29 protein-coding genes and 1 pseudogene are annotated in these 25,989 nt (G+C 62.7%); 10 read left to right on the top strand and 20 right to left on the bottom strand.

The window, feature by feature from the left end:
* Positions 1-154: 154 nt before the first annotated feature.
* The 5 genes and pseudogenes from NKH16_RS05630 to NKH16_RS05610 form a co-directional block, all read right to left on the bottom strand.
* Positions 155-601, bottom strand: a complete 447-nt coding sequence (locus tag NKH16_RS05630) for a DUF488 domain-containing protein (protein ID WP_352742222.1) — start codon at positions 599-601, stop codon at positions 155-157.
* A gap of 4 nt (positions 602-605) precedes the next feature.
* Positions 606-1,226: a DUF488 domain-containing protein gene (locus NKH16_RS05625; protein WP_352742220.1), complete on the bottom strand. Its 621-nt coding sequence runs from the start codon at positions 1,224-1,226 to the stop codon at positions 606-608.
* 78 nt (positions 1,227-1,304) lie between these two features.
* Positions 1,305-2,015, bottom strand: coding sequence for a dual OB domain-containing protein (locus NKH16_RS05620; protein WP_352742218.1), 711 nt, complete (start codon positions 2,013-2,015; stop codon positions 1,305-1,307).
* A gap of 178 nt (positions 2,016-2,193) precedes the next feature.
* Positions 2,194-2,660: pseudogene (locus NKH16_RS05615) on the bottom strand (cation:proton antiporter domain-containing protein); the annotation flags it as partial.
* A gap of 226 nt (positions 2,661-2,886) precedes the next feature.
* Positions 2,887-3,336, bottom strand: a complete 450-nt coding sequence (locus tag NKH16_RS05610) for a baeRF12 domain-containing protein (protein ID WP_352448343.1) — start codon at positions 3,334-3,336, stop codon at positions 2,887-2,889.
* A gap of 441 nt (positions 3,337-3,777) precedes the next feature.
* Between NKH16_RS05610 and cysG the strand changes: the two genes are divergently transcribed.
* The 6 genes from cysG to NKH16_RS05580 all read left to right on the top strand — a co-directional run bounded on the left by cysG (position 3,778) and on the right by NKH16_RS05580 (position 9,483).
* Positions 3,778-5,229, top strand: a complete 1,452-nt coding sequence (gene cysG / locus NKH16_RS05605; protein ID WP_352742216.1) for a siroheme synthase CysG — start codon at positions 3,778-3,780, stop codon at positions 5,227-5,229.
* Positions 5,226-5,528 carry a DUF2849 domain-containing protein gene (locus NKH16_RS05600; RefSeq protein ID WP_352742214.1) on the top strand — a complete coding sequence of 101 codons (303 nt, stop codon included), beginning with the start codon at positions 5,226-5,228 and terminating at the stop codon, positions 5,526-5,528. Before cysG ends, NKH16_RS05600 begins: the two co-directional genes overlap by 4 nt.
* A 49-nt stretch (positions 5,529-5,577) precedes the next feature.
* Positions 5,578-7,248, top strand: a complete 1,671-nt coding sequence (locus NKH16_RS05595; RefSeq protein ID WP_023675244.1) for a nitrite/sulfite reductase — start codon at positions 5,578-5,580, stop codon at positions 7,246-7,248.
* Positions 7,223-7,987 (top strand): phosphoadenylyl-sulfate reductase, encoded by a 765-nt coding sequence (locus NKH16_RS05590; protein ID WP_352898607.1) that lies wholly within the window; start codon positions 7,223-7,225, stop codon positions 7,985-7,987. The genes NKH16_RS05595 and NKH16_RS05590 overlap by 26 nt, the downstream gene beginning before the upstream one ends.
* A gap of 201 nt (positions 7,988-8,188) precedes the next feature.
* Entirely contained in the window at positions 8,189-8,725 is a 537-nt protein-coding gene (locus NKH16_RS05585; RefSeq protein WP_352742213.1) for a DUF934 domain-containing protein, read from the top strand.
* Positions 8,726-8,862: 137 nt separating this feature from the next.
* Entirely contained in the window at positions 8,863-9,483 is a 621-nt protein-coding gene (locus NKH16_RS05580) for a DJ-1/PfpI family protein (RefSeq protein WP_352703057.1), read from the top strand.
* Positions 9,484-9,630: 147 nt separating this feature from the next.
* Here the strand turns inward: NKH16_RS05580 and NKH16_RS05575 are convergent, their stop codons facing one another.
* Positions 9,631-10,653 carry a fatty acid desaturase gene (locus NKH16_RS05575; RefSeq protein WP_352469420.1) on the bottom strand — a complete coding sequence of 341 codons (1,023 nt, stop codon included), beginning with the start codon at positions 10,651-10,653 and terminating at the stop codon, positions 9,631-9,633.
* 127 nt (positions 10,654-10,780) lie between these two features.
* The gene (locus tag NKH16_RS05570) at positions 10,781-10,981 is read right to left on the bottom strand and encodes a hypothetical protein (RefSeq protein WP_502894801.1); all 201 of its coding nucleotides are present in this window, start codon (positions 10,979-10,981) and stop codon (positions 10,781-10,783) included.
* Positions 10,982-11,220: 239 nt separating this feature from the next.
* Between NKH16_RS05570 and grpE the strand changes: the two genes are divergently transcribed.
* Positions 11,221-11,856, top strand: coding sequence for a nucleotide exchange factor GrpE (grpE, locus tag NKH16_RS05565; protein ID WP_023675250.1), 636 nt, complete (start codon positions 11,221-11,223; stop codon positions 11,854-11,856).
* A gap of 123 nt (positions 11,857-11,979) precedes the next feature.
* Here grpE and NKH16_RS05560 read toward each other — a convergent pair whose 3' ends face one another.
* Together NKH16_RS05560 and NKH16_RS05555 are read right to left on the bottom strand one after the other, a co-directional pair.
* Complete coding sequence (locus tag NKH16_RS05560) at positions 11,980-12,759, bottom strand: cupin domain-containing protein (protein ID WP_352448336.1); 780 nt, start codon at positions 12,757-12,759, stop codon at positions 11,980-11,982.
* Positions 12,760-12,812: 53 nt separating this feature from the next.
* Positions 12,813-13,463, bottom strand: coding sequence for a TetR/AcrR family transcriptional regulator (locus tag NKH16_RS05555; RefSeq protein ID WP_352448335.1), 651 nt, complete (start codon positions 13,461-13,463; stop codon positions 12,813-12,815).
* Positions 13,464-13,538: 75 nt separating this feature from the next.
* Here NKH16_RS05555 and NKH16_RS05550 point away from each other — a divergent pair, with 75 nt between their 5' ends.
* Entirely contained in the window at positions 13,539-14,171 is a 633-nt protein-coding gene (locus NKH16_RS05550; RefSeq protein WP_352448334.1) for a trimeric intracellular cation channel family protein, read from the top strand.
* A 9-nt stretch (positions 14,172-14,180) separates the two neighbouring features.
* On the opposite strand, the gene olsB is transcribed toward NKH16_RS05550, so the two are convergent.
* From olsB to NKH16_RS05515, 7 genes are all read right to left on the bottom strand, one after another.
* Positions 14,181-15,056: a l-ornithine N(alpha)-acyltransferase gene (gene olsB / locus NKH16_RS05545; protein ID WP_023675251.1), complete on the bottom strand. Its 876-nt coding sequence runs from the start codon at positions 15,054-15,056 to the stop codon at positions 14,181-14,183.
* 149 nt (positions 15,057-15,205) lie between these two features.
* Positions 15,206-17,494, bottom strand: a complete 2,289-nt coding sequence (locus NKH16_RS05540) for a hybrid sensor histidine kinase/response regulator (RefSeq protein ID WP_352898601.1) — start codon at positions 17,492-17,494, stop codon at positions 15,206-15,208.
* Between the two features lie 87 nt (positions 17,495-17,581).
* Positions 17,582-18,571: an acrylyl-CoA reductase (NADPH) gene (acuI, locus tag NKH16_RS05535; RefSeq protein WP_352742207.1), complete on the bottom strand. Its 990-nt coding sequence runs from the start codon at positions 18,569-18,571 to the stop codon at positions 17,582-17,584.
* A gap of 51 nt (positions 18,572-18,622) precedes the next feature.
* Positions 18,623-19,099 (bottom strand): signal peptidase II, encoded by a 477-nt coding sequence (gene lspA, locus NKH16_RS05530; RefSeq protein WP_352742244.1) that lies wholly within the window; start codon positions 19,097-19,099, stop codon positions 18,623-18,625.
* A gap of 26 nt (positions 19,100-19,125) precedes the next feature.
* On the bottom strand, positions 19,126-19,989 hold the full coding sequence (locus NKH16_RS05525) for a TrmH family RNA methyltransferase (RefSeq protein ID WP_352742205.1): 864 nt from the start codon (positions 19,987-19,989) through the stop codon (positions 19,126-19,128).
* On the bottom strand, positions 19,990-21,051 hold the full coding sequence (locus NKH16_RS05520) for an RsmD family RNA methyltransferase (protein ID WP_352453977.1): 1,062 nt from the start codon (positions 21,049-21,051) through the stop codon (positions 19,990-19,992).
* Between the two features lie 88 nt (positions 21,052-21,139).
* On the bottom strand, positions 21,140-21,625 hold the full coding sequence (locus tag NKH16_RS05515) for an anthrone oxygenase family protein (protein ID WP_352742203.1): 486 nt from the start codon (positions 21,623-21,625) through the stop codon (positions 21,140-21,142).
* 106 nt (positions 21,626-21,731) lie between these two features.
* On the opposite strand from NKH16_RS05515, the gene NKH16_RS05510 reads away from it, so the two are divergent.
* Together NKH16_RS05510 and NKH16_RS05505 are read left to right on the top strand one after the other, a co-directional pair.
* A complete protein-coding gene (locus NKH16_RS05510; RefSeq protein WP_352742201.1) occupies positions 21,732-22,415 on the top strand; it encodes a helix-turn-helix transcriptional regulator in 684 nt (227 codons plus the stop codon).
* A gap of 86 nt (positions 22,416-22,501) precedes the next feature.
* Positions 22,502-22,870: a VOC family protein gene (locus NKH16_RS05505; RefSeq protein ID WP_352742199.1), complete on the top strand. Its 369-nt coding sequence runs from the start codon at positions 22,502-22,504 to the stop codon at positions 22,868-22,870.
* A gap of 128 nt (positions 22,871-22,998) precedes the next feature.
* On the opposite strand, the gene lhpI is transcribed toward NKH16_RS05505, so the two are convergent.
* The 4 genes from lhpI to sppA form a co-directional block, all read right to left on the bottom strand.
* Positions 22,999-23,967 carry a bifunctional Delta(1)-pyrroline-2-carboxylate/Delta(1)-piperideine-2-carboxylate reductase gene (gene lhpI / locus NKH16_RS05500; protein WP_352742198.1) on the bottom strand — a complete coding sequence of 323 codons (969 nt, stop codon included), beginning with the start codon at positions 23,965-23,967 and terminating at the stop codon, positions 22,999-23,001.
* A 52-nt stretch (positions 23,968-24,019) separates the two neighbouring features.
* On the bottom strand, positions 24,020-24,352 hold the full coding sequence (locus NKH16_RS05495) for a LapA family protein (protein ID WP_352742196.1): 333 nt from the start codon (positions 24,350-24,352) through the stop codon (positions 24,020-24,022).
* A 47-nt stretch (positions 24,353-24,399) separates the two neighbouring features.
* Complete coding sequence (locus NKH16_RS05490) at positions 24,400-24,684, bottom strand: integration host factor subunit beta (RefSeq protein ID WP_023675261.1); 285 nt, start codon at positions 24,682-24,684, stop codon at positions 24,400-24,402.
* A gap of 81 nt (positions 24,685-24,765) precedes the next feature.
* On the bottom strand, positions 24,766-25,722 hold the full coding sequence (gene sppA, locus NKH16_RS05485) for a signal peptide peptidase SppA (protein WP_352742194.1): 957 nt from the start codon (positions 25,720-25,722) through the stop codon (positions 24,766-24,768).
* Between the last annotated feature and the right edge of the window lie 267 nt (positions 25,723-25,989).

Below are 25,989 nucleotides of genomic sequence, written 5' to 3'. Positions count from 1 at the left end.
CCGCACAACACGTTCACGCAAATCGAGCGAATAGGGCTTGGGCATGGCAAATCACCTCCTACAGGAAGTGAATCATGAACCACGCCTCACTGGAATCCCTCGCGATTCAAACTGAACGTCCGACGCTTCTAATCAAGGCGCTTCGACAGCGCCACTATAGATGGCGAACGGTTAGCGAGCCGCCCCATTTCTCATTCAAGTATTCGCAAACCAATCTGCGGTGGCAATGATGCGGAGTGGCCTCGGAGCACAGGAGACATGTCCCATGAAACAGGTCCGGCTTAAGGCGTTTTTCAATCTGTCTTTCTGATATGAGTTTCAGAAATAATCTCTCATATTCAGACCAATCACCCTTATCTTTCTTGTAGGCTTTGAGTATGTTGTCGGTTGGTGCCAGCATCGGTACATGAACATATTCGGCATGACAAACTTCTTTCAAAAAATATGAAAGATCATCTGCCTTCGCAAACCCAGAAAGCTGTGATGTATTATGAAGGCGTACGTCAATTACCTTCTTTATACCGGATTTTTTCAATCTTTCGAAGAAATTTTTCGCTGTCGATTTTGTAAAACCGATCGTCGAGACTTCTATATTATCCAATATATTACTCCGCAGCCAAGGATTTCCCTGAGACTAGCTTTGTATCAACATATGCAACCTTCATAGCCCTTTGCCTGTACGCGAACGCGAGTCGTTTGTGGCTCGGATCAAAAAGATCGTCATCTGTCGCTCCTGCGAGTTCCAGCAACTTGGATTCAATATCGGATTGGCCGATAATTTGTCCGTTGGAAAGGATGTGTCTGACGGCTAAGCCTCGGTCGTTCAATGCTCGGCCAACCAGCAAGCATCGGTGGCAATCAAGCGGATCATGCTCCGAGCACATCATCGCAATGCGATGCTTCTTTGCCCCTTCAGCTATGAGCGCTAATCCCCGTTCAAAGTTCGGCGCTTTTGCCATCTTCTCATAGTCAGCAACGCCTTCACAAAAGAATCCTGTATTTGTCGGTCTACCTCCGAGCGCTTCGCCCACGAACCTGTATTCTATCTGGTCCAGAGCCAACTCTTTTCTAAGAGAGTCACGATTAAAGTGAGGGAAATGGCGAGAGTACGGCGCAGACCTCACGTCGGCAACCGCCGTTACCGACGCTTGCCGCAATAGGTGAAGCAGCCGCTCATAAGTCAGTGTCGAATGCCCAATCGTAAGCACCTCTAGTTGGTCAGTCATCAGATCGCTTCTTTTTCAGATGCCTTCACATTACCGAATGGATTCAGCCGGTGCCGTTCCCGCACAGGCACCAGACTCTTACAGGAAATATAGGCCATTGACCTGTGAATAGCACGAGTTTGGCATCGCTGCGAAAGGCCGTGACAATCCAACCCGCACATGAATGCGCATGCTGGCCTGAGCATCGGCTTGCAAACCGGCTAAGCCTTGACCCTGCCAGCGGCTTTTGGCGGCGTCAGCAGGCACTGAAAGATCATACAGGTTGTTTCCAACGGTAATCCTAGATCGCAGCTGCGGCTTTGCAGGATCAAACGACTGGACATAAAACTGAATTTGGTTAGGTGCTATTTCAATCGCTCCTAGGGACCGCCCGTTGTAACCGATGGGTACGTGCGCCTTATTGGACGCGGCCCTTATCAAGCCGTTGTTAAAGGCGGCTTCGAGCGTCGGCGATATTCCTCCTGCTACGGCTTGAGCGGTTTGGGCCACCGTTTGTTGCCCCACCAACATAATTGGTTGTCCTGCGACTAAAATTCGGTCTTCCGTCGCATGTGGGAATTGAAAATTGGCAGCTGGCGCGTTTGCGTCAAACCTTACGATATTGCCTACCGCAAACGTTCTATTAGGTCCCGCATGTTGCCCGTCCCAAAACCTTGAAGGCTCATTCGCGGCGATAGCACCGGATGGTTCGGGTCGGATCATGCCGCCTCTGATCCGATCCCAGCCAGCGACGCAGTAGAGCGTACCATAGCGAGTTACATCAGTCACAATGATCTCATAAGTAGTCATTATCCCCTCCCGCGGAAAATACTACCTCTTCCTAACAGAGTTAAAGTCCATGAGGCTACGCTTCTTTGGTTCCCCTTCCTATTATCAACCGTTCTATTTTTTAGACGCGGGCCGTACAAGTCCGGCGTCACCAACCGGCTTTTTCACGATTTTTCCTTGGAAGATTTCTGCGCGCGCCTTCGACGATCAGCCAGCCGACGGCGATGCGGCCGCGCTCGGTCTCGATCAGCCGCCGCTCCTGGGCGCGCAACAGCACCACGGTCGAGGCCACGGAAAGCGCCAGGCCAAGACCAGTCCCGCACCGATCGACCATCCGAGCATCCAGGCAAGGCCGGCGCCGAGGGCTGTCGCGAAGCCGATCTGCACAATGGCGCCGGACACGGCGATGGCGCGGACCGACAACAGGTCCCTCAGCGAGAAATGCAGGCCGACGCCGAACATCAGCAGGATGACGCCGATCTCGGCAAGTTCATTGGCGAGGCCGGCATCGGCGACGAAACCCGGCGTGTTCGGTCCAACCAGAACGCCGGCGATGAGATAGCCTACCAGCGGCGGCACGCGAAAACGGTTGGCAAGTGCGCCGAAGACGAAAGCCAGCCCCAGACCGGCGACGATGGTGGCGATAAGGGGCGTGTCATGCGGCATTGTCTATGGAGCGCCTTCAGGAATCGCGATGTCGGACATGCGCCGTCCAAAAGCCGCCGCCGTGGCAGTATGGAGGCTGCGACAGTCGCGAGACAACCCCGCATTCCTCATGAAATCGATGACAAAGCAGCAAAAGACGGAGAGCCGGCAAGCGTTGCCACCCGGCGCGGCCTGCTCCAAGCAGGCGCTTGCTACGGAAACGAAAGTTGCGCGCCGCCGATGCCGATCAGGTCGCCTGCAGCAGGCTCTCGATATCGGGTATGCTGTGGTTGGTCAGCGTCTTTGGAATTTCGGCCGTTATCTTGTCGGTGACCTCCTTGTGCAGCTTCCTGCGCATGTCGCCCAGCACCGGCGGCGGCGCGATCAGCACGATCTCCTTGAAGCTGCCGCGATGCGCGAGCTTGTAGAGCCTGTCGGCAATCTCTTCGGCAAAACGCTCCTTGCCGAGACGGTGCCAGTCGGTGTCCTCGACCGCACTGCGGTGGACGGAAGGGCCGTCGCTGTAGCGGCCGGGGCGGTCCGTGCCTTGTTCTCGGGTTGCCGGATTTTCCTGCTCCATCTCGTGCACGACCTGAAGGTCGGGATATTGGACGTCTCCACGGTTCTCGAGGAACAGCGCCTTTTCGCCATCTGCCACCACGATCCACAGTCCGCGTTTCAGTCTGACGTTGCTCATGGGGCGCTCCTTTTTTGTTTTTTCGAACCCATCGCCGGGCCTTTGCCGCAGAGGTGTGACCGGGCCTGGGTCCATAGGGCAAACGCGTGCCGAGGCGGGAATGTTCCGGCACTCGGACCCGGTGCTCCGACAGGGGGTCGGCGAGAGCGCGGGGCTGCCGTCGATCGCTCGGTCAGCATCTGGCGGCTTAATCTACTAAATTGATAGAATTTAGAAAAATCTGTTTTGTGGTTAGCTCCTCCGGTCGCTAAAAAGGCAGCGGATCAAGGGCTGCAACAGCAGCTTCAATCTGCTCCGCATTTGAATGTGGAATATTTTTCTCTTGGCCTTCATGCTTGCAGAAAAGAGATTGCCTGCTACGAAGCGATGCGCGAGTGGGTGCCTTCTGGTTTTTCGCGCCCCCGCGTAGAACTGACAAACGGTTCCAGGATTCCGCTCGTCATGCCGCAAGCCACGCCCAAGCTCAATGCCTTTCCCGTCTTCATGCGGGTCAAGGGCGAAGCCATAGCCATCGTCGGCGGCGCAGAGGAAGCGCTGGCCAAGGCGCGGCTGCTCGCGCAGTCGAGCGCTGTGCTGCGCATCGTCAGCGATGAAACAAGCCCGGAGCTGCTGGCCTTTATCGCCGAGACGCGGGCCGCCCACATCGCCGACGCCTATGATGCAGCACATCTCAATGGCGCGGTGATGGTGTTTGCCGCCAGCGGCGACGAGGCCCTCGATCGCCGCGTTGCCGGGGATGCGCGCCGGCTGGGCATTCCGGTCAATGCCGTCGACCGGCCGGAGCTATGCGATTTCTTCACGCCGGCACTGGTCAACCGCGCGCCGGTCGCCATTGCCATCGGCACGGAAGGTGCCGGCCCGGTGCTGGCGCAGATGCTGCGTAGCCGCATCGACCGCATGCTGGCGCCCTCGCTCGGTCCGCTCGCGGCGCTCGCCGCGTCGTTTCGCGACACCGCCGAAAGACTGCTGCCGAAGGGCAATGCCCGCCGCCGCTTCTGGAGCGATTTCTTTGGCGGCGCGCCGGCCCGCGCTGTCGAGGCCGGCGAGCTTTCGCAGGCGCATGATGCGGCCGTCGGCCTGCTGCTTTCGAAAGAACCGGCATCGGGCCATATCGCGCTTGTAGGCGCCGGTCCAGGCGCCGAGGACCTTTTGACGCTGCGCGCCCATCGCCTGCTGATGGAAGCCGACGTGATCGTCCATGACGCGCTGGTGCCGGAGGCGATCGTCGCCATGGGCCGCCGCGATGCCGAGCGCCTGCCGGTCGGCAAGCGCAAGGGCTGCCATTCCAAGAGCCAGGCCGAGATCAATGCGCTGCTGGTCGAGCTTGGCCACGCCGGCAAGCGTGTCGTGCGGCTGAAGTCCGGCGACCCGCTGGTGTTCGGCCGGGCCGGCGAGGAGATGGCGGCACTTCGCGATGCCGGCGTCGCCTACGAAGTGGTTCCGGGCGTCACCGCGGCCTTCGCGGCCGCCGCCGATTTCGAACTGCCGCTGACGCTGCGCGGCGTGTCGTCGTCCATGGTGTTCACCACCGGCCACGACCTCAAGGGAAATTCGCTGCCAGACTGGGCAAAGCTCGCCATTTCCGGCGCGACGGTCGCCGTCTATATGGGGCGCTCGGTCGCCGCCGAGGTCGCCGGCCGGCTGATCGAAGCCGGCCTGTCGCCGGATACGGCCGTCGCCGTGGTCGAGAATGCCAGCCTTGCCAACCGCCGCCGCTTCCACGGCACGCTCGCCGACCTGCCGTCGCTGGAGGCGCGTGCCGACCTCAGCGGCCCGGTGATGACCATCATTGGCGACGCCGTCGCCGGCGCCAACTTCGAACGGTCCGAGCCGCTGGCGGCACACAGGCAGGAAAGCATGGCCCGTGCTGCCGCGCAAGGAGTGAACCAATGAAGGTCCTGACCGCGAACCGCCTCGCCGACGGCATAGCCGTCTGGTACGCCAATGGCGGCTGGGCCGAGACCATCGACCATGCCGACATCGCCCATGACAAGGCGGCCGAGGACCGGCTGGAGGCGATCGGCGCCAAGGCCTCCGCCAACAACGAAGTGGTCGACGTCAACCTGATAGACGTGACCGTGGCCAACGGCATGGTCGAAGCGGTCCGGCTGCGTGAAAAGATTCGTGCCGCCGGCCCGACCACCCGCAACGACCTGGGCAAGCAGGCCCGTCCGCAAGCCCGCGCGGCGTAAACGACCACACACTGATGAAACGGGCGGACGCGCCCGGAAAGACCTGAATATGTACCGTTACGATGAGTTCGACCACGATTTCGTCAAGGCCCGCGTCGCCGAGTTCAGCGATCAGGTCGCGCGGCGGCTTGCCGGCGAGATCACCGAGGACCAGTTCCGGCCGCTGCGGCTGATGAACGGCGTCTATCTGCAGCTGCATGCCTATATGCTGCGCATCGCGGTGCCCTACGGCACGCTAAACAGCAAGCAGCTGCGCATGCTTGGCCACATCGCCCGCAAATACGACAAAGGTTATGGGCATTTCACGACGCGCCAGAACATCCAGTTCAACTGGCCGGCGCTGTCGGACATCCCGGCGATCCTGGCGGATCTGGCAAGCGTCGAGATGCACGCCATCCAGACCAGCGGCAATTGCATCCGCAATGTCACCGCCGACCACTTCGCCGGCGCCGCCGCTGACGAGGTTGCCGATCCGCGCCCCTATGCCGAAATCCTGCGTCAATGGTCGTCGGTGCATCCGGAATTCTCGTTCCTGCCGCGAAAATTCAAGATCGCGGTGACCGGCGCCGAGCGCGACCGCGCCGCCATCCAGACGCACGACATCGGCCTGCATCTGAAGAAGAACGCTGCCGGCGAGCTCGGTTTCGCCGTCTATGTCGGCGGCGGTCAGGGCCGCACGCCGATGGTCGCCAAGAAGATCCGCGATTTCCTGCCCGAAGCGGATCTGTTGTCCTACTGCACGGCGATCCTGCGCGTTTACAACCTCTACGGCCGTCGTGACAACAAGTTCAAGGCGCGCATCAAGATCCTGGTCCATGAGACCGGCGTCGAGGAGATCACCCGCCAGGTCGAGGCCGAATGGCAGGAGTTGAAGGACGCCGAGCTGAGGCTGCCGGAAGAAGACATCCGCGCCATCGATGCCTATTTCGCGCCGCCGGCGCTTGTCGACCGGCCGGAAGGCGACGAGGCGGTCAAGCTTGCCCGCCTCGACTCGAAGAGCTTTTCCGAATGGCTGGACCAGAATGTGGTCACCCATCGCCATCCCGACTACGCGGCGGTGACCATCTCGCTCAAGGGCATCGGCGAGACGCCGGGCGATGCCTCCGACAGCCAGATGGAAGCGGTCGCCGACATTGCCGAAAAATATTCATTCGACGAGCTGCGCGTCAGTCACGAGCAGAACCTGATCCTGCCGCATGTGGCGCGGGCCGACCTCAAGGCGGTCTATGACGCGCTTGTCGATATCGGGCTGGCGACGGCCAATTCCAACCTGATCAGCGACATCATCTCCTGCCCCGGCCTTGACTATTGCGCGCTGGCAACGGCGCGTTCCATCCCCGTGGCGCAGGAAATCTCGCGGCGCTTTGCTTCGCTGGAGCGCCAGCGCGAGATCGGCGAATTGAAGCTGAAGATTTCCGGCTGCATCAATGCCTGCGGCCATCACCATGTCGGCCATATAGGCATCCTCGGCGTCGAGAAGAAAGGCGCCGAGCTCTACCAGGTGACGCTCGGCGGCTCGGCCGACGAGAACACCTCGGTCGGCGAGATCATCGGCCGCGGCTTCAGTTCAGAAGAGATCACCGACGCCATCGAGCAGATCGTCGAGACCTATCTCGGGCTTCGGCTGGACAGAAACGAAAGATTCATCGACGCCTACCGCCGAGTCGGTCCCGCGCCGTTCAAGGAGGCGCTCTATGCTGGCGAAGCCAAGGCCGCTTGACCGGATCGTCGATGTCGAGGCCGGCATTGCCGCCCAAGCGGCGGGTCTCGACGCGCTCTACGGCCATCTGAAGCCGCTGGAGATCATCGAGCGGTCGACCCGGGAGTTCTTTCACGGCGAAATCGCCGCCGTCTCGTCCTTCGGCGCGGATTCGGCGGTGCTGCTGCACATGATCGCCGAGATCGACCGCACGCTGCCGGTGATCTTTCTCGACACCGGCAAGCATTTCGAGGAGACGCTCGGCTATCGTGACGCGCTGGCCGCCGATTTCGGGCTGAGCGATATCCGGGTGATCAGGCCCGACGAGGCGGCGCTGGCAAGGATCGACCCGACCGGCAATCTGAACGAGACCGACACCGACGCCTGCTGCGACGTCCGCAAGGTCGAGCCGCTGGCGCGCGGCGTCGAGCCGTTCCGCGCCTGGTTCACCGGCCGCAAGCGCTTCCAGGCAGCGACCCGGGCAGCGCTGCCGGTGTTCGAGGCGGTCGGCTCGCGCATCCGCATCAATCCGCTGGCGCACTGGACGACATCGGACCAGGCCGGCTACATGCGCGCACATGCGCTGCGTGAAAACCCGCTGGTCGCCTATGGCTATCTGTCGATCGGCTGCTTCCCATGCACGCAGCCGGTGCAGCCGGGCGACGACGCGCGCAGCGGCCGCTGGGCCGGGCACGCCAAGACCGAATGCGGCATCCACTTGTCGGGGCTGGAAAGGTCGCTGACCGACGCCTCGCTTTAGGATATGTTGATATTCAGCCGGCCTGCAAACGGCGGCTTCCGGTGCTCACGTACCCAACAGTACGCTCCGCTCCGGTTGTCGGAAGCCACCCAGTTTGGTCGCTTCGCGCCCGCCGTCGGCTTCGGCTCGGCCTGACCTGAATCTCGACACACCCTGGGGTGTTTTGAATTTGAGAATATTGTGGACTTGGGAATTTTCTTGATGAGCGACTTGATAGCCGAAAACGCCATGAGGCTGTGGACACCGGATGGGTTCCGCGAGGACGAGTGGGTTCATGCCGAAAGTGCCGAGGCGCTGGTCGGCAATGGCCGTTTCATCCTGCCGTTGCAGGCGTTTCTCGGCCTCGATCCGGAGGTGCGGCGGTCGGCGAAGGAGCGCATCGGTGTGCTGCTGCAGCCCGGCGATCAGCTCGAAAAGATCGCAGGCCTGCTCGATCAGCTGTCGCTGGTGGCGCTGGCGTTTCCGGCGTTCAATGACGGCCGCTCGTTCTCCAAGGGCGAATTGCTGCGCAGCCGTTATCATTTTGCAGGCGCTATGCGCGCCACCGGGCAGGTGCTGATCGATCAGCTGCCGCATATGCTGCGCCTCGGCTTCGATGAATTCGAGATATCACACCCGGTGCTGCTGAAGCGGCTCGAGCAAGGCCGCACAGGCGGACTGCCGCTGTTCTATCAGCCGGCGGTGAAGCCGGAGGCCAAAGGCCCGAAATATTCCTGGCGGCGGGTGCGCGCCGGCTGATCCGCTCCAGGGGACCAGAAGCCCTATCTGGTCGGACCACATTCCCGATTCAGCCTTTTATTTTGCGCCTCTCCGCCTTAGGATAGGCCCATTATTTCGCGATCCGAATAAATGTGGCCACAAGGGAGGAACCGGGTATGGCTGGCAAGAAGATATTGATGCTCGTTGGCGAGTTCAGCGAGGAGTACGAGATTTTCGTCTTTGAACAGGCCATGCATGCGGTGGGCCACACCGTCCATGTCGTTTGCCCCGACAAGAAGGCCGGCGATATCCTGAAGACCTCGCTGCACGACTTCGAGGGCCACCAGACCTATACGGAAAAGCTCGGCCACGACTACATCCTCAACAAGACGTTTTCTGAGGTCAATCCGGCCGACTACGATGCCGTCTACGCGGCGGGCGGGCGCGGGCCGGAATATATCCGCATCGACAAGCGCGTGCAGGCGCTGGTGCGGCATTTCCATGAGACGGGAAAACCGATCTTCACCATCTGCCACGGCGTGCAGATCCTGATCGCGGTCGACGGCGTGGTGCGCGGCCGCGAAGTCGCGGCGCTGCAATATTGCGAGCCGGAAGTCACGCTGGCCGGCGGCATCTATATCGATGTTACGCCGACCGGCGCCCATGTCGACGGCAATCTGGTGTCGGCCAAGGGCTGGCCGGGCCTTGCCGCGTTCATGCGCGAATGCCTGAAAGTGCTGGGCACCGAGATCCGCCAAGGCGAGATCCTGATGCGCGACCAGCGCCAGGCGGCTTAAGTTCGGAATGTGGAGCCCGCCGCACCCCTAACGCATGTCGCGCAAAAGTGTTCAGCGGTTTTGCGATAACGGCATGCATAAACAAGAACCTAAAGCGCGTCGCATGAGGCCGGTCGAGCGCGACGCGCTTTAGGTGCGGCGGTGCGTCTACACGGCCATCCGCGCTTCGCGGAACGATACCAGCTTGCTGCGGCTCTCGTCCCACAGCGCCAGCTTGACGCAGCGCAGGCTGTCGAGGAGTGTGACGCGGCCGATCTCACGCAGCTCCGGATAGTCCCTCAGCACTTCCGGAAGCCGGTAGCATGGCACCTTGGCCGAGAGGTGGTGCACGTGGTGGACGCCGATATTGCCGGTGATCCAGTTCAGCACCGGCGGCAGGTCGTAATAGGACGAACCGTGCAGGGCAGCGTGCTGGAATTCCCACTCGGAGTCCTTTGTCCACTCCGTCTCTTCGAACTGATGCTGGACATAAAACAGCCAGATGCCGGCCGATCCGGCGAGGATGACGATCGGCAAATGCACGACCAGAAACGCGCCGGGGCCAACGAACCAGATGAGCAGCGCGGCGATGACCGCGATGGCGAGGTTGGTCGACATCGACGACACCCAGGGGGTGAAACCGCCCCGCATCATGCCCAAGGGCAGTCTCTGCTCGAAAATGAAGATCCATATCGGGCCAAGGCCGAACATCACCAGCGGATGGCGATAAAGGCGATAGGCGAGCCGGCCTCGCCATGACAGTTGCCGATATTCAGCGACGGTCAGTGTCTTGATGTCGCCGGTGCCGCGCTCGTCGAGGTTGCCTGCGCTGGCGTGATGGGTTGCGTGGGCGCGGCGCCAGCAATCGTAGGGCGTCAGCGTCAGCACGCCAAGGACGCGGCCGATCCAGTCGTCGGCATAGCGATTGGCAAAAAAGGAGCCGTGGCCGCAATCGTGCTGGATCATGAAGATCCGCACCAGAAAGCCGGCGGCCGGAAGGATGAGGACCAGACCCCACCAATGGCCATAGGCATAAGCGGCCGAGGACAATGCCCACAGCGTGGCGAAAGGAATGAGGGTGATGGCGAGTTCGACGGCGCTGCGACGCCTGTCGGGCTTTTTATAGCGCGACAGGATTTTCAACCAGGCGCGCTTGCTGTTTGCCACAGCTTCGGGGGAAATCATGTTCATTATGAAACATAGGCGGAGCAGGGCGCTGCCGCAAGGCGGCGATCACGCAAAGTTACTGCGGGTAAATGTCGCGCGATGGCGAGGAATTGGTGGCCGCAGTCGCCGGGCGCGTCGCCGGCAACGGCGCCTACCGACGGCGCCCGCCTGCGACCACCTTGGCTTCGACGCCGTCCAGGCGGTCGAGCAATTCCTTCAGACGGTCGGGAATATCGGACTCCGTGCGGAAGGCCGGCAAGGTGCGCAGAAAGCGCTTGGTCGCCTCGGTGCCGAGCTGGCGCCGGATATCGCCGGCGAGCCCGTCGCGTTTTTCGCCATTCCTGCGGGGCATCATCCAAAATCCTGTGTCGGCTTCGAAACTCTTCCAAGGGAGGAATGGTTCCCGCATTGTAGTGTCCCGGCAAGCAAAGCCGTCGGGTACGGTAAAGTTTGAATTAAAATCGAGAGGTCTGCGCCGTCCGCCATCAAGCGGCGACAGCGGCTGCAGTATCGCTTGCCCCTTGATTTTTGGCCGCTAAACCTCGATATCGGGCGCAAATCCACACCATTCGAAAATGACGGGAAACGGCGATGAGCGACCAGGCAAAAGACGAACGCGCGCCCGATGAAGCCGAGAAGACCGAGGCTGCCGCGGAGCCAAGGGAAGGTGGCGTCGACGGCGACTATGAAGCGCTTGTCCGGCTTCTGAAGGAAAACGAAGAGCTGAAGGATCGCGCACTGCGCGTCGCGGCCGACATGGAGAATTTGCGCCGCCGCACTGCCCGCGACGTCCACGACGCGCGCGCCTATGCGGTTGCCAATTTTGCCCGCGACATGCTTTCGGTGTCGGACAATCTGCGCCGTGCGCTGGATGCCATCCCGGAGGAGGCCAAGGCTTCGGGCGATGCCGGCTTCAAGGCGCTGATCGACGGCGTCGAGATCACCGAGCGCGCCATGCTGTCGGCGCTGGAGCGGCACGGCGTGAAGAAGCTCGAGCCCGAGGGCGAGAAATTCGATCCGAATTTCCACCAGGCCATGTTCGAGGTGCCCAATCCCGACGTACCGGCAAATACGGTCGTGCAGGTCGTGCAGCCCGGCTATTCGATCGGCGAGCGTGTTCTGCGGCCGGCCATGGTCGGCGTCGCCAAGGGCGGCCCCAAGCATGTGGCAAGCGAAGCGCCGGTGGAGCCGGGGCCGGTCAACGAGCAGGCTGAGAAGGATGCGTGAACTGGGAATAGTGCACCGTTCGGCAGCAACCGCCACCAAAGCGTGAGGGATGATCGACCGCCCCCCAACCTGTCCGAGTTCAGGGGGCGATCAAACAGGTCGCCGTGCAGGGCTTTCCTGCCCTCAGCCCAGCAGTTCACACCCATAGTGGCGGACCACGTCGGGGAATGTCTTCATGTCCGGCATTCCTTCGCCGTCCGGAGGGATGCGCCTGTCTCCGGCAGGCACACTGGTCGCTTCTAAAAGCTCCTCGAACCCACCGGGCGTGAAGAGGAACAGCATCCGGGCCGGCCCACGCTTGACCGTATAGCGGTGCGGCACATCGCGTGGCCCAAAGAGAAACGAACCGGGTCCAGCCATAATCGCCTTACCGCCGATCTCGAACTCGATCTCGCCTTCCATCACCAGGAATGACTCGTCCTCGCGATGATGGACGTGCAGCGGCGCCTCACCTTCGCTCTCGAGGACTTCAACCAGCGTGAACTGGCCCGCCGTCTGGGCTGCTGTCGCCTTGATCACCGCCAGCGAGCCAAGCCACCAGCGCGCCTCTCCATCCAAGGCGTGACTGCAAAAGGCGTGGGGAATGCTCCTGCCAGCTCCGCCGCTAGCCACAGCCGCCACAGAATGGTAGCCGACCTTGATCGAGGCGGAATTCACCATCGAGCAATAGTTTTTGATGCCGGGCAGGGTGGACCAGACCTCGCCAGCCGACTTGGCGCTGTCAATGTCCGCCCATTCGAGTATCTCCGTCCAGCCTCCCTCGGATTTAAGGAGGCGACGATTGATGAAACCCTTGAGCTTCCGCACCTCGTCATTCACTTCATCTCTGGTCTGCAGGAACATCTGCTCGGTGAATCCGGGCTTCAATGCAAATTCGGTGATTTCAACGACATTCGTGTCCATGACTTCCTCCCTTTGCTACCTGACCTTTGTTTCGCCTCCCGCATTCTGTTCGCTCAAGACGTGCTCGTTCGGCCTTGGCCTTTGAGCCAGCAGAGCGCCATTTCTGTTGCCGTTTCGACTGCGAGGTCCACCGTCATGCCGCGTATCCGCATCGCGTTGAACGTCGGAAAGTCGAATAGAAAGCTGATTGCCTGCACGACATCATCGCCGGGACCGTCGTTGGCCAGGGCCTCGCGCACGAATCCGGCCACCATGTGTCGCAGGTATTCCTCCCATTCCCGCATGGCTGGAAGCTCGCGCTCGCGCAGGTCGCTTTCGAGATGCCGTCCGCCACGGTGGTAGAAGGCGAACAGCTCGTTGGCGACCCGGCGCAACCGTTCTTTAGGGTGCGTCGCCCCGCCGATTATCTCAGTCACCGATTCGGGCGACGGAGGACGCAGACGCTCCATCAGCACTTCGCCGCACGCCGGCACCAGGTCATCCAGAGTAGGAAAATGCTTGTAGACGGTGCCAACGGCGACATCGGCTTCCGTAGCGATGTCCTTCCAAGTCGTGCCAAAGATGCCGTTCTGGGTGTGCAGCTTGATTGTCGCGTCGAGAATGCGCTGCCTCGTCTTGGCGAAGGCGGCAGTCCGGGAACCCATGCTGTAGCGGCGAGGGGACATAGACGTCCACTTAAATAATTGAATGAACAATTCAATCATTTAATTTATCTGGAATCAATCCAGATTCGCAGGAGCCACTCGCTATTCCCCACTCGCTATTTCATTATTCACCCCATGAACCCGATCGAGCTTCTCGACTATGCCGGCGTCGCCGTCTTCGCGGCGACCGGTGCGCTGGCCGCCTCGCGCAAACAGCTCGACATTATCGGTTACCTGTTTCTGGCTAGCGTTGCCGGCATCGGGGGCGGAACGTTTCGCGACGTCATCCTCAACGTGCCCGTGTTCTGGGTGGGAAACCGCGACTATGTGCTAATCTGTGCAGCGGTGGCGGTCGTCGTCTTCTTCAGCGCACATCGTTTGGAGTCCCGCTACAAATTGCTGCTCTGGCTCGACGCCATAGGTCTTGCCGCATTTTCGGTGATGGGCGCGGCCAAGGGGCTGACGATCACCGGGTCACCTGCAGTTTCGATCGTCACCGGCATGCTCACCGCAACCCTTGGCGGCATTCTGCGCGATCTATTGACAGGCGAGCCTTCGGTGCTCCTGCGACCGGAGATCTACGTTACCGCAGCGCTTGCCGGCGCCGGCCTCTACACACTTGGCGATTTCGCCGGACTGCCGCCGCTTGCGTCGGGCCTGGCAGGTTTCATGGCGGCTTTCTGCGTACGCGGCGGCGCGCTGAAATTCGGCTGGGCCTTTCCGTCCTACAAAAGCAAGCCTGGCCGGCGTCCGGAAGATATTCCCTGATTTAAGGTGTCAGGCCGCAAACCGCTGCGCTTCTCCGCCATAATAATTGACGTAGCGGGCGCCGATCTCCTTGACCGGCATCACCACGAACACGTCGACCGTCGAGAATTCACGGTCGATGACGCAGCCGTCGCCGATGCGCGCGCCGACGCGCAGATAGCCCTTGACCAGCGGCGGCATCGCGGCGATCGCCGCCTTGGTATTGACGGCCTCGATCGGCATCAGATCCATGGAACAATAGCGCCCGGCGACGGCGCGCACGTCCCAGGATGAATTCGTCCGGCAGTGGTGGGCAAGATAGGTCAGCGCCTCCGCATGTGCCGCCGGCACGGTGCCGTGGAACGACGCGCAGCCGGTCATCACGCCGATGCCGTAATGGTTGATGTAGGCCCAGATGCCTTGCCACAGCGCCTCGATGGTGCGCTTCGAGCGGTATTCCGGCAGAACGCAGGAGCGGCCGAGCTCGAGGAAGCGCTGGCCGGGATGCCGCGCGATCAGCTTGGTCAGCTCGAATTCACCTTCGGAATAGAAGCCGCCGGCGGCCGCGGCAATCTCCTGCCGCAGCAGGCGGTAGGTGCCGACGATGCGGCGATGCTCGGGGCCGGAAAGCGAAGTATCGAAGACCAGCAGATGATCGCAGAGGGGATCGAAGCGATCGGCATCGCGGCGGTCCTGCATCTGGAACAGGTCCTTCCTGGCACCAAGCTCGTCGTAGAACACCCGGTAGCGCACTTCCTGCGCGGCAGCGATCTCGGCCTCGTTGCGGGCGAGCCGCACTTCGAGATTGCCGATGCGGCCGAGCGATGCGCCTTTTATGACGGCATCGGCGTTCCGGCCGACGAGCAAAGGCCCGCTGGCGTTCGGCCGAGCATCACATTCCGGCATGACTGTATGCACGAGTGATTCTCCTTCGAGCCATCCCTCTTGGCACGGGGATACGGTGTAGGTGCAACAGGATTGTGACAGTACCGTGATACGCCTCTGCGGGCAATACTTCGTCGGCTGGGTAATCTATCAACCGTCTATGTTGTGCCTCAGGCGGCCGCTTGCCCTTCGACCGCATGAACCAGGGCATCGGGGTCGAGCGGCTTGGTGACGAAGCCGCTGGCACCGTGAGCGAGCACGGCGTGGCGGGTCTTTTCCTGGCTGTCGGCCGACAGCACCATGATCGGCACCGGCGGCACCGCGGTCTCCTCCTCATGGCGGCGGATGGCGGCGATGGCGTCCAGACCGTCCATGACAGGCATGTGCAAGTCCATCAGCACCACGTCGTAGCGGTGCTTGTGGCCGGTGCTGATGACCGCCTCGACCGCGGCCTTGCCGTTGCCGACCACTTTCACGCGATGCCCGGCCTTCAGCAGCGTGGCGCGGGCCAGCATGGCGTTGATGTCGTTGTCCTCGGCGATCAGCACCGACAGGCCCTGCTGGCGGGCGCCAATGGCGTGCCCCGCCTGCGCGCCGCGCCTTTGCAGTTGCGGCTCGGCGATGACCGGTGCATGGCTGGTCAAAAGCACGCGCAGCAGTGTCTCGCCGCGCACCGGCCTCGCCAGGAAGGTGGCGTAACCGTTGGCACGGAACTCGCCAAGCATGCCGCGGTCGGTCGGCGCGATCAGCGTCACTGCCTCGCAATCGGCAAATCCGCTCTGGCGCAGGCGCCTGAGCAGCCTGCCGTCGCTTTGCTCCATGGCAGCATCGATCAGAAGCACGTCACAGCCCTCGGCGAAAGCGGTGGCCTGGGCGGCGGCGGTGGCCAGATCGACCGTGCCGCCATTGGCGCGAATGGTGCGGGCGAGGGCTTCGGCCTCGACCAGGTTCTTCGACACGATCACCGCATGCCGGCCCGACAGCGCGTCCTGGCGGATCTGCGGCGCCTCGACGGCGGAAATAGCGGGAATATCGAAGACGAATTCGGACCCCTGGCCAAGCCGGCTCGACACCGAGATAGCGCCGCCCATGGCGGTCACCAGGCGCTTGGAAATGGCGAGACCGAGGCCGGCACCGCCATGCGCACGGGTCGAGGTGCCGTCAGCCTGTTCGAAGTCCTCGAATATGCGCTCCATGTCCTCCTCGCGCAGGCCGGGGCCGGTGTCGGTGATGGTGAAGCGGATGCGGTCGGTGGTTTCGGTGCGGACGCGAGCGATGCTTGCCAGGACGCCGCCGCTGTCGGTGAACTTGACGGCGTTGCCGATGAGATTGAGCAGCACCTGCCTGACCCTGCCGGGGTCGGCGGTGATCAGCTGCGGCACGTCGGGTTCGACATGACAGCCGAGGCCGATATCCTTGGCAAAAGCCCGCGCCGCCAAAAGCTCGATGACATTGTCGGCGATCTCGCGCACCGACATTGGCTGCGGTTCGGGATCGAAGCGGCCGGCCTCGATCTTGGAGTAGTCGAGCAGGTCCTCGATCAGCGCCAGCAGCGCGCTGGCCGAGGTCGAGATGGCGCCGACATAGGTCCGCTGCTCGGGCGAAAGGCTGGTGTCGGCGAGAAGCCGGGCCATGCCCATGATGCCGTTCATCGGCGTGCGGATCTCGTGGCTGACGGTGGCGAGGAAGCGCGATTTGGCCTGGCTCGCATATTCGGCCCGCTCGCGGGCGGTGATCAGCGAGGATTCGGCGCGCTTGCGAGCGGTGATGTCGCGGGCGATGGCGCGATGCGAAACGGCGCCGCTGTCCTTGTCGCGCACCGACAGCTCGATCCAAGAGAACCAGCGTGGGCCGTCCGGCGTGCAAATGGCGACGTCGGTGGAACTCAGGCATTCATGGTCGGAAAACGCGGCGTCGGGGACGATGCCGACATCGATGCCTAGTTCGGCCAGGGTCTTGCCGGCAAGGTCGCGCTGGTCGGTTTCGACAAGGTCGGCGAAAACCTTGTTGGCGTAGACAATGTGGCCGTCGCGGTCACGATGGACGACGAGATCGCCGAGTGCATCGATCAGCCCGCGAAAGCGCTCCTCGCTCTCCTGCATCTCCCACATGCGGTCGGCCAGCGTCTCGATTTCGGCGCGGCTGCGGGCGGTCGTGGCATCGAGCAGGGCCACCGCGCGGCGCTCGGTGCGCCTGTTGCGCAGATGCATGGCGAGCCCGGCGATGGCTGTCGCCAAAAGGCCGATGGTGATGAAGATCGGCGCCCCGGTCAGATGCGAAAAGCCTGCCAGCACGACGATGGCGACGAGCGTCAGGAAGGGCAGGCCTTCGCGGTTGGAGGCCGGCAGTTCCGGCGCCAGCGGTGGCGCGGCGACAAGCTGCCGTCCTGGCGCCGCGGGGGCCGTCCCATCGGCCCGTTCGGCTGGTTCCGCCTCTCTGAAGCCGGGTTCCGCAATCATACGGAAATCCTGCCAGACAGAGCTTATCGAAGGTTGTGGTTGATCGCTCGAATTTTAGCGGTCGCGCTCTTTTTGTCCCTTGGGGGCTCACATATCCACCACCACGCGGCCGCGGATCTTACCCTCGACGATGTCATGCGCGGCGCCGATGATGCCGTCGAAGCCGATGCTCGTCGACAGGTTGGCAAGCTTTGCGTGGTCGAGATCGGCGCCGATGCGGCGCCAGGCCTCGAGGCGGACCGCCTTCGGCGCCATCACCGAATCGATGCCGAGCAGCGAGACGCCGCGCAGGATGAAGGGGGCGACGCTTGCCGGCAGGTCCATGCCGCCGGCGAGGCCGCAAGCGGCGACGGCGCCGCCATAGGAGGTCATCGACAGAACGTTGGCCAGCGTGTGACTGCCGACCGCATCGACGCCGCCGGCCCAGCGTTCCTTGGCGAGCGGTTTTGCCGGCTGGGCGAGCTCGTCGCGTGAAATCACTTCCGCGGCGCCAAGGTCGATCAGATAGGGGCTTTCGGCAGCGCGGCCGGTCGAGGCGATGACGTGATAGCCGAGGCTGGACAGGATCGAGACCGCGACCGAGCCGACGCCACCGGCAGCGCCGGTCACCACCACCGGGCCGCGGTCGGGCACGATGCCGTGCCGCTCCAATGCGATGACGCAAAGCATGGCGGTGTAGCCGGCGGTGCCGACCGCCATCGCATCATGCGGGCTCATGCCGTCCGGCAGCGGCACCAGCCAGTCGCCCTTGACGCGGGCGCGCCCTGCAAAGGCGCCGAAATGCGTCTCGCCGACGCCCCAGCCGTTCAATATGACCTTGTCACCCTTGCGCCAGCCAGGATTGGAAGACGAGATGACGGTGCCGGCGAAATCGATGCCCGGCACCAGCGGCCAGCGGCGGATTACCGGCGCCTTGCCGGCAATCGCAAGGCCGTCCTTGTAGTTGACAGTCGTCGCCTCGACCGCGACGGTGACGTCGCCCTCCATCAGGTCTGCCTCGGTAAGCTCGGTCACCGCGACCGACTGGTTTTTCTCGGCGTCGCGCGAAACGAGGATGGCTTTGAAGGTTTCGGGCATTTTTTCTCCTCGGGCTTGCAGATCAGAATGTGCGGCGCCAGGCGAGTGAGGTCAATCGCTCGACGCTCCGCGCCGCCAGCCAATGAGCTCATCGAAGACGACCAGCACGGCACCGACCGAAATGAAGGCATCGGCGAGGTTGAAGATCGCGAAGGACCAGACCGGCGTGTGAAACAGAATATAGTCGATGACATGACCGTAGATAGCGCGGTCGATCAGATTGCCGAGCGCGCCGCCGACGATCAGCGCGAAGCCGATGCGGGCAAGCAGGTGGCCCGGCGGCGTGCGGGCCGCAAGATAGAGCACGAAAGCGACCACCACAACCGCGACGACCACCAGGCCGGTGTCGCCGAAGGACGAAAACAGCGAGAACGCGATGCCGGTGTTGTAGGTGCGGTACAGCGCCAGGAACGGAAGCAGGTCGAGCCGTTCCTGAAAGGCAAGACCGGTTTCGACTAGGTATTTCACCCACTGGTCGAGCGCTATCGCGGCGACGACCAGAAGAGCATACGGCCTCCAGGAGTTCATGGTTTGCAGTTTCACGGTTTGAGATGTCACGATCTGGCGTCCTCCGGGCCGAGCTTCAGCGCGCCGCGCCGGATCTCGAACAGCATGACGCCGGTGGCCACCGCAAGGTTGAGCGAATCGGCGCGGCCGGCCTGCGGTATCCGCAGCAGTTTGTCGCAGCTTGCGGCAAGCTCGTCAGGCAGGCCTTGCTGCTCGTTACCCATCATCAAAAGCACCGGGCCTTTTGAAAAATCGACCGAGCGGTAGTCGACCGCACCCTTCAGATGGGTGCCGGCGACGAGGCCGGGAAAGCTCGTTCGCCAGGCGAGAAAAGCTTCGGGCGACGCCTTGGCCACCTGCACGGCGAAAATCGAGCCCATGGTGGCGCGCACCGTTTCGACCGAAAAGGGATCGGTGGTCTCGCCGACCAAGATGACGCCCCTGGCCCCGACAGCGTCGACCGTGCGGATGACGGTGCCGAGATTGCCGGGGTCGCGGACGCGGTCGAGCGCCACCCACACGTCGCCGTCACGGGCGCGGATGTCCTTCAACGGCAGGAATTTCTGCGAGAACACGCCGACGACCATTTGCGGATTGTCGCGGCGGGTGATGGCGACCAGCACTTTTTCCGAAACTTCAAGGACGGTGCCGCCGGCGGCGACCGTGCGCGCCGCGATCTTTTCAACCGCCGTATTGCCACGTCCGGCCTTGGCGAAGACCAATGTCCTGATCGACCAGCCGAGATCGAGCGCGTCGATGACCAGCTTCAGGCCTTCGGCCATGAAGGCATTCTGCTGGTCACGGAATTTCTTCAGCGCGAGCGCCTTGATGTCCTTGACCAGCGGGTTGGCGAGGCTGGTGACTTCCTTCACCTGCCCTGGCGCGCCCGCGTGCCGTTCGTACGCACTCATTTAGGCCACCCAGCGTGAGAACAGCGAGGTCGAAAGCGCCCGACCGGCAGATTTCTCGCGGATGATCAATTCACCCGACTCGACCGTGCCGCCCATGCCGGCGAAGGTGTCGCGCATCAGGGCATGGATAGCGAAAAAAGAGGCGCGGATCGAATAGGCGGTCAGTACCACGGCGAGCGGCTTCGGCGTCAGGATCGCGCGGCAGATATCGGTCAGCGCCGGCAGGTCCTCGAACAGCTGCCAGACCTCGCCCTTCGGTCCGCGGCCATAGGCGGGCGGGTCGAACAGGATGATGTCGTAGCGGCTGCCGCGGCGCTCCTCGCGCTCGGCGAATTTCACGGCATCGTCGACGATCCAGCGGATCGGCTTTTGCGACAAGCCCGCCATTTCCTGGTTTTCGCGCGCCCAGCCGATCGCCTTCTTGGAAGCATCGACGTGGGTGACCTCGGCGCCGGCACGCGCCGCCACCAAGGAGGCAAGGCCGGTGTAACCGAACAGGTTCAACACCTTCACCGGCCGTTTTGCCGCCGCGATCAGTCCGGCCATGTGGTCCCAGTGCGAGGCCTGCTCGGGAAAGACGCCGACATGGCGAAACGAAGTGAAGCGGCCGAGATAATCTATGCCGTCATGCTTCATCGGCCAGGTCTCGCCGAGCGGCGTCTTGGGGAAGCGCCAGCGGCCGATGCCTTCCTCGTCGGTATCGCCGGTGAAAATGGCGTCGGCGCGCTCCCAGTCCCTGGCCGGCAAAGCCTTTTGCCAGATCGCCTGGCCCTCCGGCCGTACGATGCGGTAGGGGCCGTATTGCTCGAGTTTTTCTCCGGCGCCGCTGTCGAGCAGCGCGTAGTCCTGATTGGGGCCGACCTCGAGGATCAGCGGCAGATGTTCGGCAGGCAGCGCGCCATCGCGGCGGGATAGAGGGCGCGGCGCGGCTTTCGGCTCGGACCGGTCCTGCAGTTTAGGCTCCGAACCGGCGGTCAGGCCGGCGTCGCGCCGCCGCGGCTGCTCCGCCCCGCCCTTCGCGGGCGGGCGGCTGTCGCGGCGTTTGTCGCGAAAAGGTTTCAAGAAGGCGCATCTCCGGAAGGCGGCTCGCCGCTTCTGCCACAGCACATTGACCGGCGCAACAAAAGGGCTGCCGACGTGTGCAACCGGATCAGCCGCGCCTGATCGACAGCAGGCCGACTGCGAGCGTTATGAAACCAACGGCCTTGAAGCCGGTGACGACCATATGGCCGGTTTCCCAGCGGCTCCGGATACTTTCGAAATTGTCCGGGATCGGTCCAGGCACCCAGGTGGCCAGGACATCGTTTGCCGGTTTGACCAGGGTAAACCACGCCACGAGGGCCATCAGATAAAGCACGGTGGCGGCCAAAATCCACCAGAATGCCGGGCGGTCGCTGCGCAGCATCCAGGCGAGAAGCCCCGGACAGGCGATCGCGGCCACGTCCAGCGGTGCGCCGACAATCGCGAAGAATTGGAACTGAGCGTTGAAGACAGTGGTTTCACGCCAGAGCGAAGGCGGCCATCTGGTCAGCCGCGGCACCGATTCCAGCACATGGGCGAAGGATGGTCCGAGGCTGAGCGCAGCGACGATTGCGGTCAAAACCGACCAGAACAACAGGAACCCGCGTATATCCATAATGGCGAGACAACGGCGTCGGGGCGCAGACGTTCCCGTCCGCCACCATGTCGCTTGCCGCCGAAAGTGCTGGGGCTCTATCGTGATTGAAACTAGGTCATGATTCATGTCCCGTGCTGAACGCCTGCTCGACCTGATCCAGATCCTGCGCCGGCATCGCCGGCCGGTCAGCGGCCGCAGCCTTGCGGGCGAAATGGGTGTGTCGATCCGCACGCTCTATCGCGATATCGCCACGCTGCAGGGGCAGGGCGCGCCGATCGAGGGCGAGGCGGGGTTGGGTTACGTGCTCAGGCCCGGTTTCATGTTGCCGCCCTTGATGTTCACCGATGAGGAGATCGAGGCGATCGTGCTCGGTTCGCGCTGGGTGGCCAAGCAGCCGGACTGGCGGCTTGCGAACGCCGCCACCGACGCGCTGGCCAAGATCGCGGCGGTGCTGCCGGACGATTTGCGCGAAGAGCTCGATGCCTCGACGCTGCTGGTCGGGTCGCGCACCGAGGTCACCGAAGGCATCGATCTCGGCGTGGTGCGGCAGGCCATCCGCGAGGAGCGCAAGCTGAGCTTTGTCTATCGCGACGCCGGCGGCGCTGCCTCCGAGCGCACCGTCTGGCCGTTCGCACTCGGCTTCTTCGACAAGGTGCGCGTCGTCGCGGCCTGGTGCGAGATGCGCCAGGATTTCAGGCACTTTCGCGCCGACCGGATATCCGGCCTCAATGCCACCGAGATGCGCTATCCGCGCCGCCGTCAGGTGCTGCTCAAAGAATGGCGGGCGACGCTCGACACGCTAAGCTAAGGCTGCTGCTCAGTTGAGACTGCTGCCAGAATCTGGCAGTGGCATACGCTATGCTCCTCCAGTCGAAACCATCTGGAGAGCAATTCATGACACCGCCCAATTTCGTCATCCTCTATGTCGACAAGCCTGAGCAAAGCGGCGCCTTCTACAGCGCGCTGCTTGGGCGGCAACCGGTCGAGACCTCGCCGACCTTCGTGCTGTTCGTGCTCGACAACGACTTCAAGCTCGGCCTCTGGTCGCGTCACACCGTGGAACCGGCCGCCGCGGCAGCAGGCGGTGGCGCCGAGATCGTCTTTGCGCTGGATACGCCTGGCGCCGTCGACGCCACCCATGCCGAGTGGTCCGGCCGCGGGCTGAAAATTCTGCAGACGCCGACCGACATGGATTTCGGCCGCACCTTCGTCGCGCTCGATCCGGACAACCACCGGCTGCGGGTTTATTGGCAAAGGGAGTAAGGCAGTAAGGCAGTAGGGCAGTAGGGCAGTACGTGACAGGAAATATAGCTGGCGCGGCGCCGCACGATCAGTACAGTTTCCAACTGCCCAACTGCCCAACTGCCCAACTGCCCAACTGCCCAACTGCCCTACTGCCCTACGCTTGCGCGATACACGGCAATGCCGGCGGCGAGGTCCTCGAGGGCTGCGCCGACCGACTTGAACAGCGTGATCTCGTCGTCGTTCTGCCGGCCTTTTTTCTGGCCGCGCGTGAGTTCATAAAGGTCGGCGACGATGGCTTCCGGCTTCAACACGCCGGAGGCCAGCGGCTGGACGATGTCACCGGCTTCCTTGGTGGCGCCGGCGCGGGTGTCGACATAGACGCGGGCGCGTACGATCGCGTCGTCGTCGCTTTCGCGCATCGCCGGCGTGAAGCCGCCGACCAGATCGACATGGGCTCCGGGCTTCAAGAGGGCGCCCCTGATCAGTGGCGTGGTGGTGATGGTCGCCGACGATACGATATCGGCCTTTCCGAGTTCGGCGTCGAGATCGCCTGCGGCTTCGGCTGCAAAACCCTCGGCACGCAATTTTGCCGCGACCTTTTCGGCATTCGCCGGCGTGCGGTTCCAGATGCGGATGTTCTTGATCGGACGCACCGCCGAATGCGCCTTTGCAAGGAATGGCGACAGCGCGCCGGCGCCGACCACCAGCAGCCGCGATGCGTCCTCGCGGGCCAGATAGGAGGCGGCCAGCGCCGAGGCACAGGCAGTGCGCCACTGTGTCAGCCGCTGGCCATCGATCAATGCCTGCGGTTCGCCGGTGGTGCCGTCGAGCAAGAGGTAAAGCCCCATCACCGCGGGCTTGCCGACGGCATTGTTGTCGGGCGACACGGTGACGATCTTGACGCCGATATGGCCATCGGCCGAGGTGCCGGCTGCGTTGAAGTCCGTCCAGGCCGGCATCAAAAGCAGCGTCGAGGCGGCGCCATCGGGCCGCTCGACCGTGTGATGGTGCCTGACCGGCTGCACGGCGCCATCGCGAAAGGCGGCGCGCAACGTCTCGACCAGCCCGGAAAAGGTCAGCGCGCGGTCGACCTCGGCGGCGGAAATGGTCAGCATGAAAGGCTCCGTGGAGAACTGGGCCGGTTGTGCTTCAGGCCCGAGCCGCGGCTCAGTTCGTCGGCTTCGGCAAGGCTGGGCTCTGCGACGCGGCAGGCGCGCGGCTGACCGCCTGGCGCAGGTTCTCGGCCTCGGCGCCGCGCTGGCGCGCCAGCTTGCGGTAGCGGCCCTGCTTGATCCAGGTCGCCAGGCTGCCGACGATCATGCCGATGGCCAGCGCCAGGAACAGGAAAATGAAGAGCGGCATGGTCAGCGTCAGCGCCGGATTGCCGGGATTGAACGGATCGAGTGTGAAGGCCACCGGTTCGCGGTTGGCGACGGCCAGCGCAATCAGGATGACGGCCAGCGGCACGAAAACCACGATGAGAATGAAGCGATTGAACATGTTTTTCCGTTCGGAAGCAAAGGCACCAGCGGTGGCGGGCGCCGCGCCTATTTGCCTCCGTTCAGCCTTTCACGCAATTCCTTGCCGGTCTTGAAGAACGGTACCCATTTCTCCTCGACCTCTACGGATTCGCCGGTGCGCGGGTTGCGGCCGGTGCGGGCAGGACGATTTTTCACCGAAAACGCGCCGAAGCCGCGCAACTCGACCCGGTTGCCCTCGGCAAGCGCGTCGGTGATTTCATCGAAGATGGCGCTGACAATGTTTTCGACGTCGCGCAGGAAAAGATGCGGATTACGCGTGGCGATGATCTGCACAAGTTCGGATTTGATCATGAAAAGGCTCCCCGTAAAAGCAGTGCCGCCGAAATTATCAGAATGATTTTATTTGGTTTTTCACTCGTCCCAAGCGGTTCCTCAAGGGTGCCAGACGGAAACGAGACCGTCAAGAAACAAGCGGTCCGCTCCAATTTCGTGAAGGACGTCGCCGTCATGGCCGGCCAGGCCAAGCGCAGCACCGACGGTCTGCGCCATCGCTTTGGAGAACAGGAAACCGCCGCGTTTTTCCGTGTCCTTCCATTCCACCACCTTGAGCTTGGCATCGACACCCTTGCCTGCAAGCCAGTCGATTGCTTCGGCCTCGCCGCCGACCGCGTCGATCAATCTGTTGGTGACCGCCTGCCGGCCGGTGAAGATCGACCCGTCTGCGAGCGCCAGCACCTCCGGCTTGGTCATGTTGCGGCGCTCGGCGACGATGCCGACGAACCAGTCGTAGCTGTCGAGGATGAGCTTGCGGACCATGGCGCGCTCATCGTCATTGGTCGGCTTGAAGGGAGAAGGCGAGGCCTTCAAGGGCGAGGATTTCACCTCCTCCAGCTTGACGCCGAGCTTGTCCATGAGGCCGCTGACATCCGGGTACTGGATCAGCACGCCGATCGAGCCGACGATCGACGATTTGCGTGCGACAATATGGTCGGCCGCAGTGGCGATCATGTAGCCCGCCGAAGCCGCGAGCGTGCCGACCTCGGCCACCACCGGCTTGTCGGCGGCGAGCTTGCGCACTGCCTCATAGATCGATTCGCCACCGACGGTGGTGCCGCCGGGTGAATCGATCGACAGGATCACAGCCTTGACGCGCGGCGACTGACGGATTGCCTCCAGCCGCTTGACCAGTTCTTCGTCTTCGGTGATGGTACCTTCGATCTTGACCTTGGCGATGTGGTCGACAGCCGCGCCGGTGAAGTCGTCACCATAGATCCATGCCGAGAAGGCGATCAGTCCCGCTGCTGCGACGATAATCGCCGCAACACGCCAGAATGTCAGCTTGCGGCGCAAGCGGCGGCGGTCGATCAGGTCGTCGGCTCTCAATGCCATGGTCAGCCTCGTAGTCGGTGGGAGCAGATGCTTTTAAAGCAACCATTCGCGCCCGGCTACCGTTTCCTGACGGCCTTGCGCCAAAGGCCGTTAGGCATTCGCGGCAAACCTCAACCTGTCACGTTCCACGGGCTCTAACACTGTGCGCCCATATCTGGTATGAGGTACAGGCTGCGCTGGGGCCATTTTCATTGTACAGGGGCGGCTGTCACATTTTTGCGGTTTTCCTCGGCTTGTGCTTGCTTGAGGGCGCCGGCACCCCACCTA

Source organism: Mesorhizobium sp. M1307 (assembly GCF_040318155.1).
Taxonomy (GTDB): domain Bacteria; phylum Pseudomonadota; class Alphaproteobacteria; order Rhizobiales; family Rhizobiaceae; genus Mesorhizobium.
This window is presented reverse-complemented; position numbering and strand designations above follow the sequence as displayed.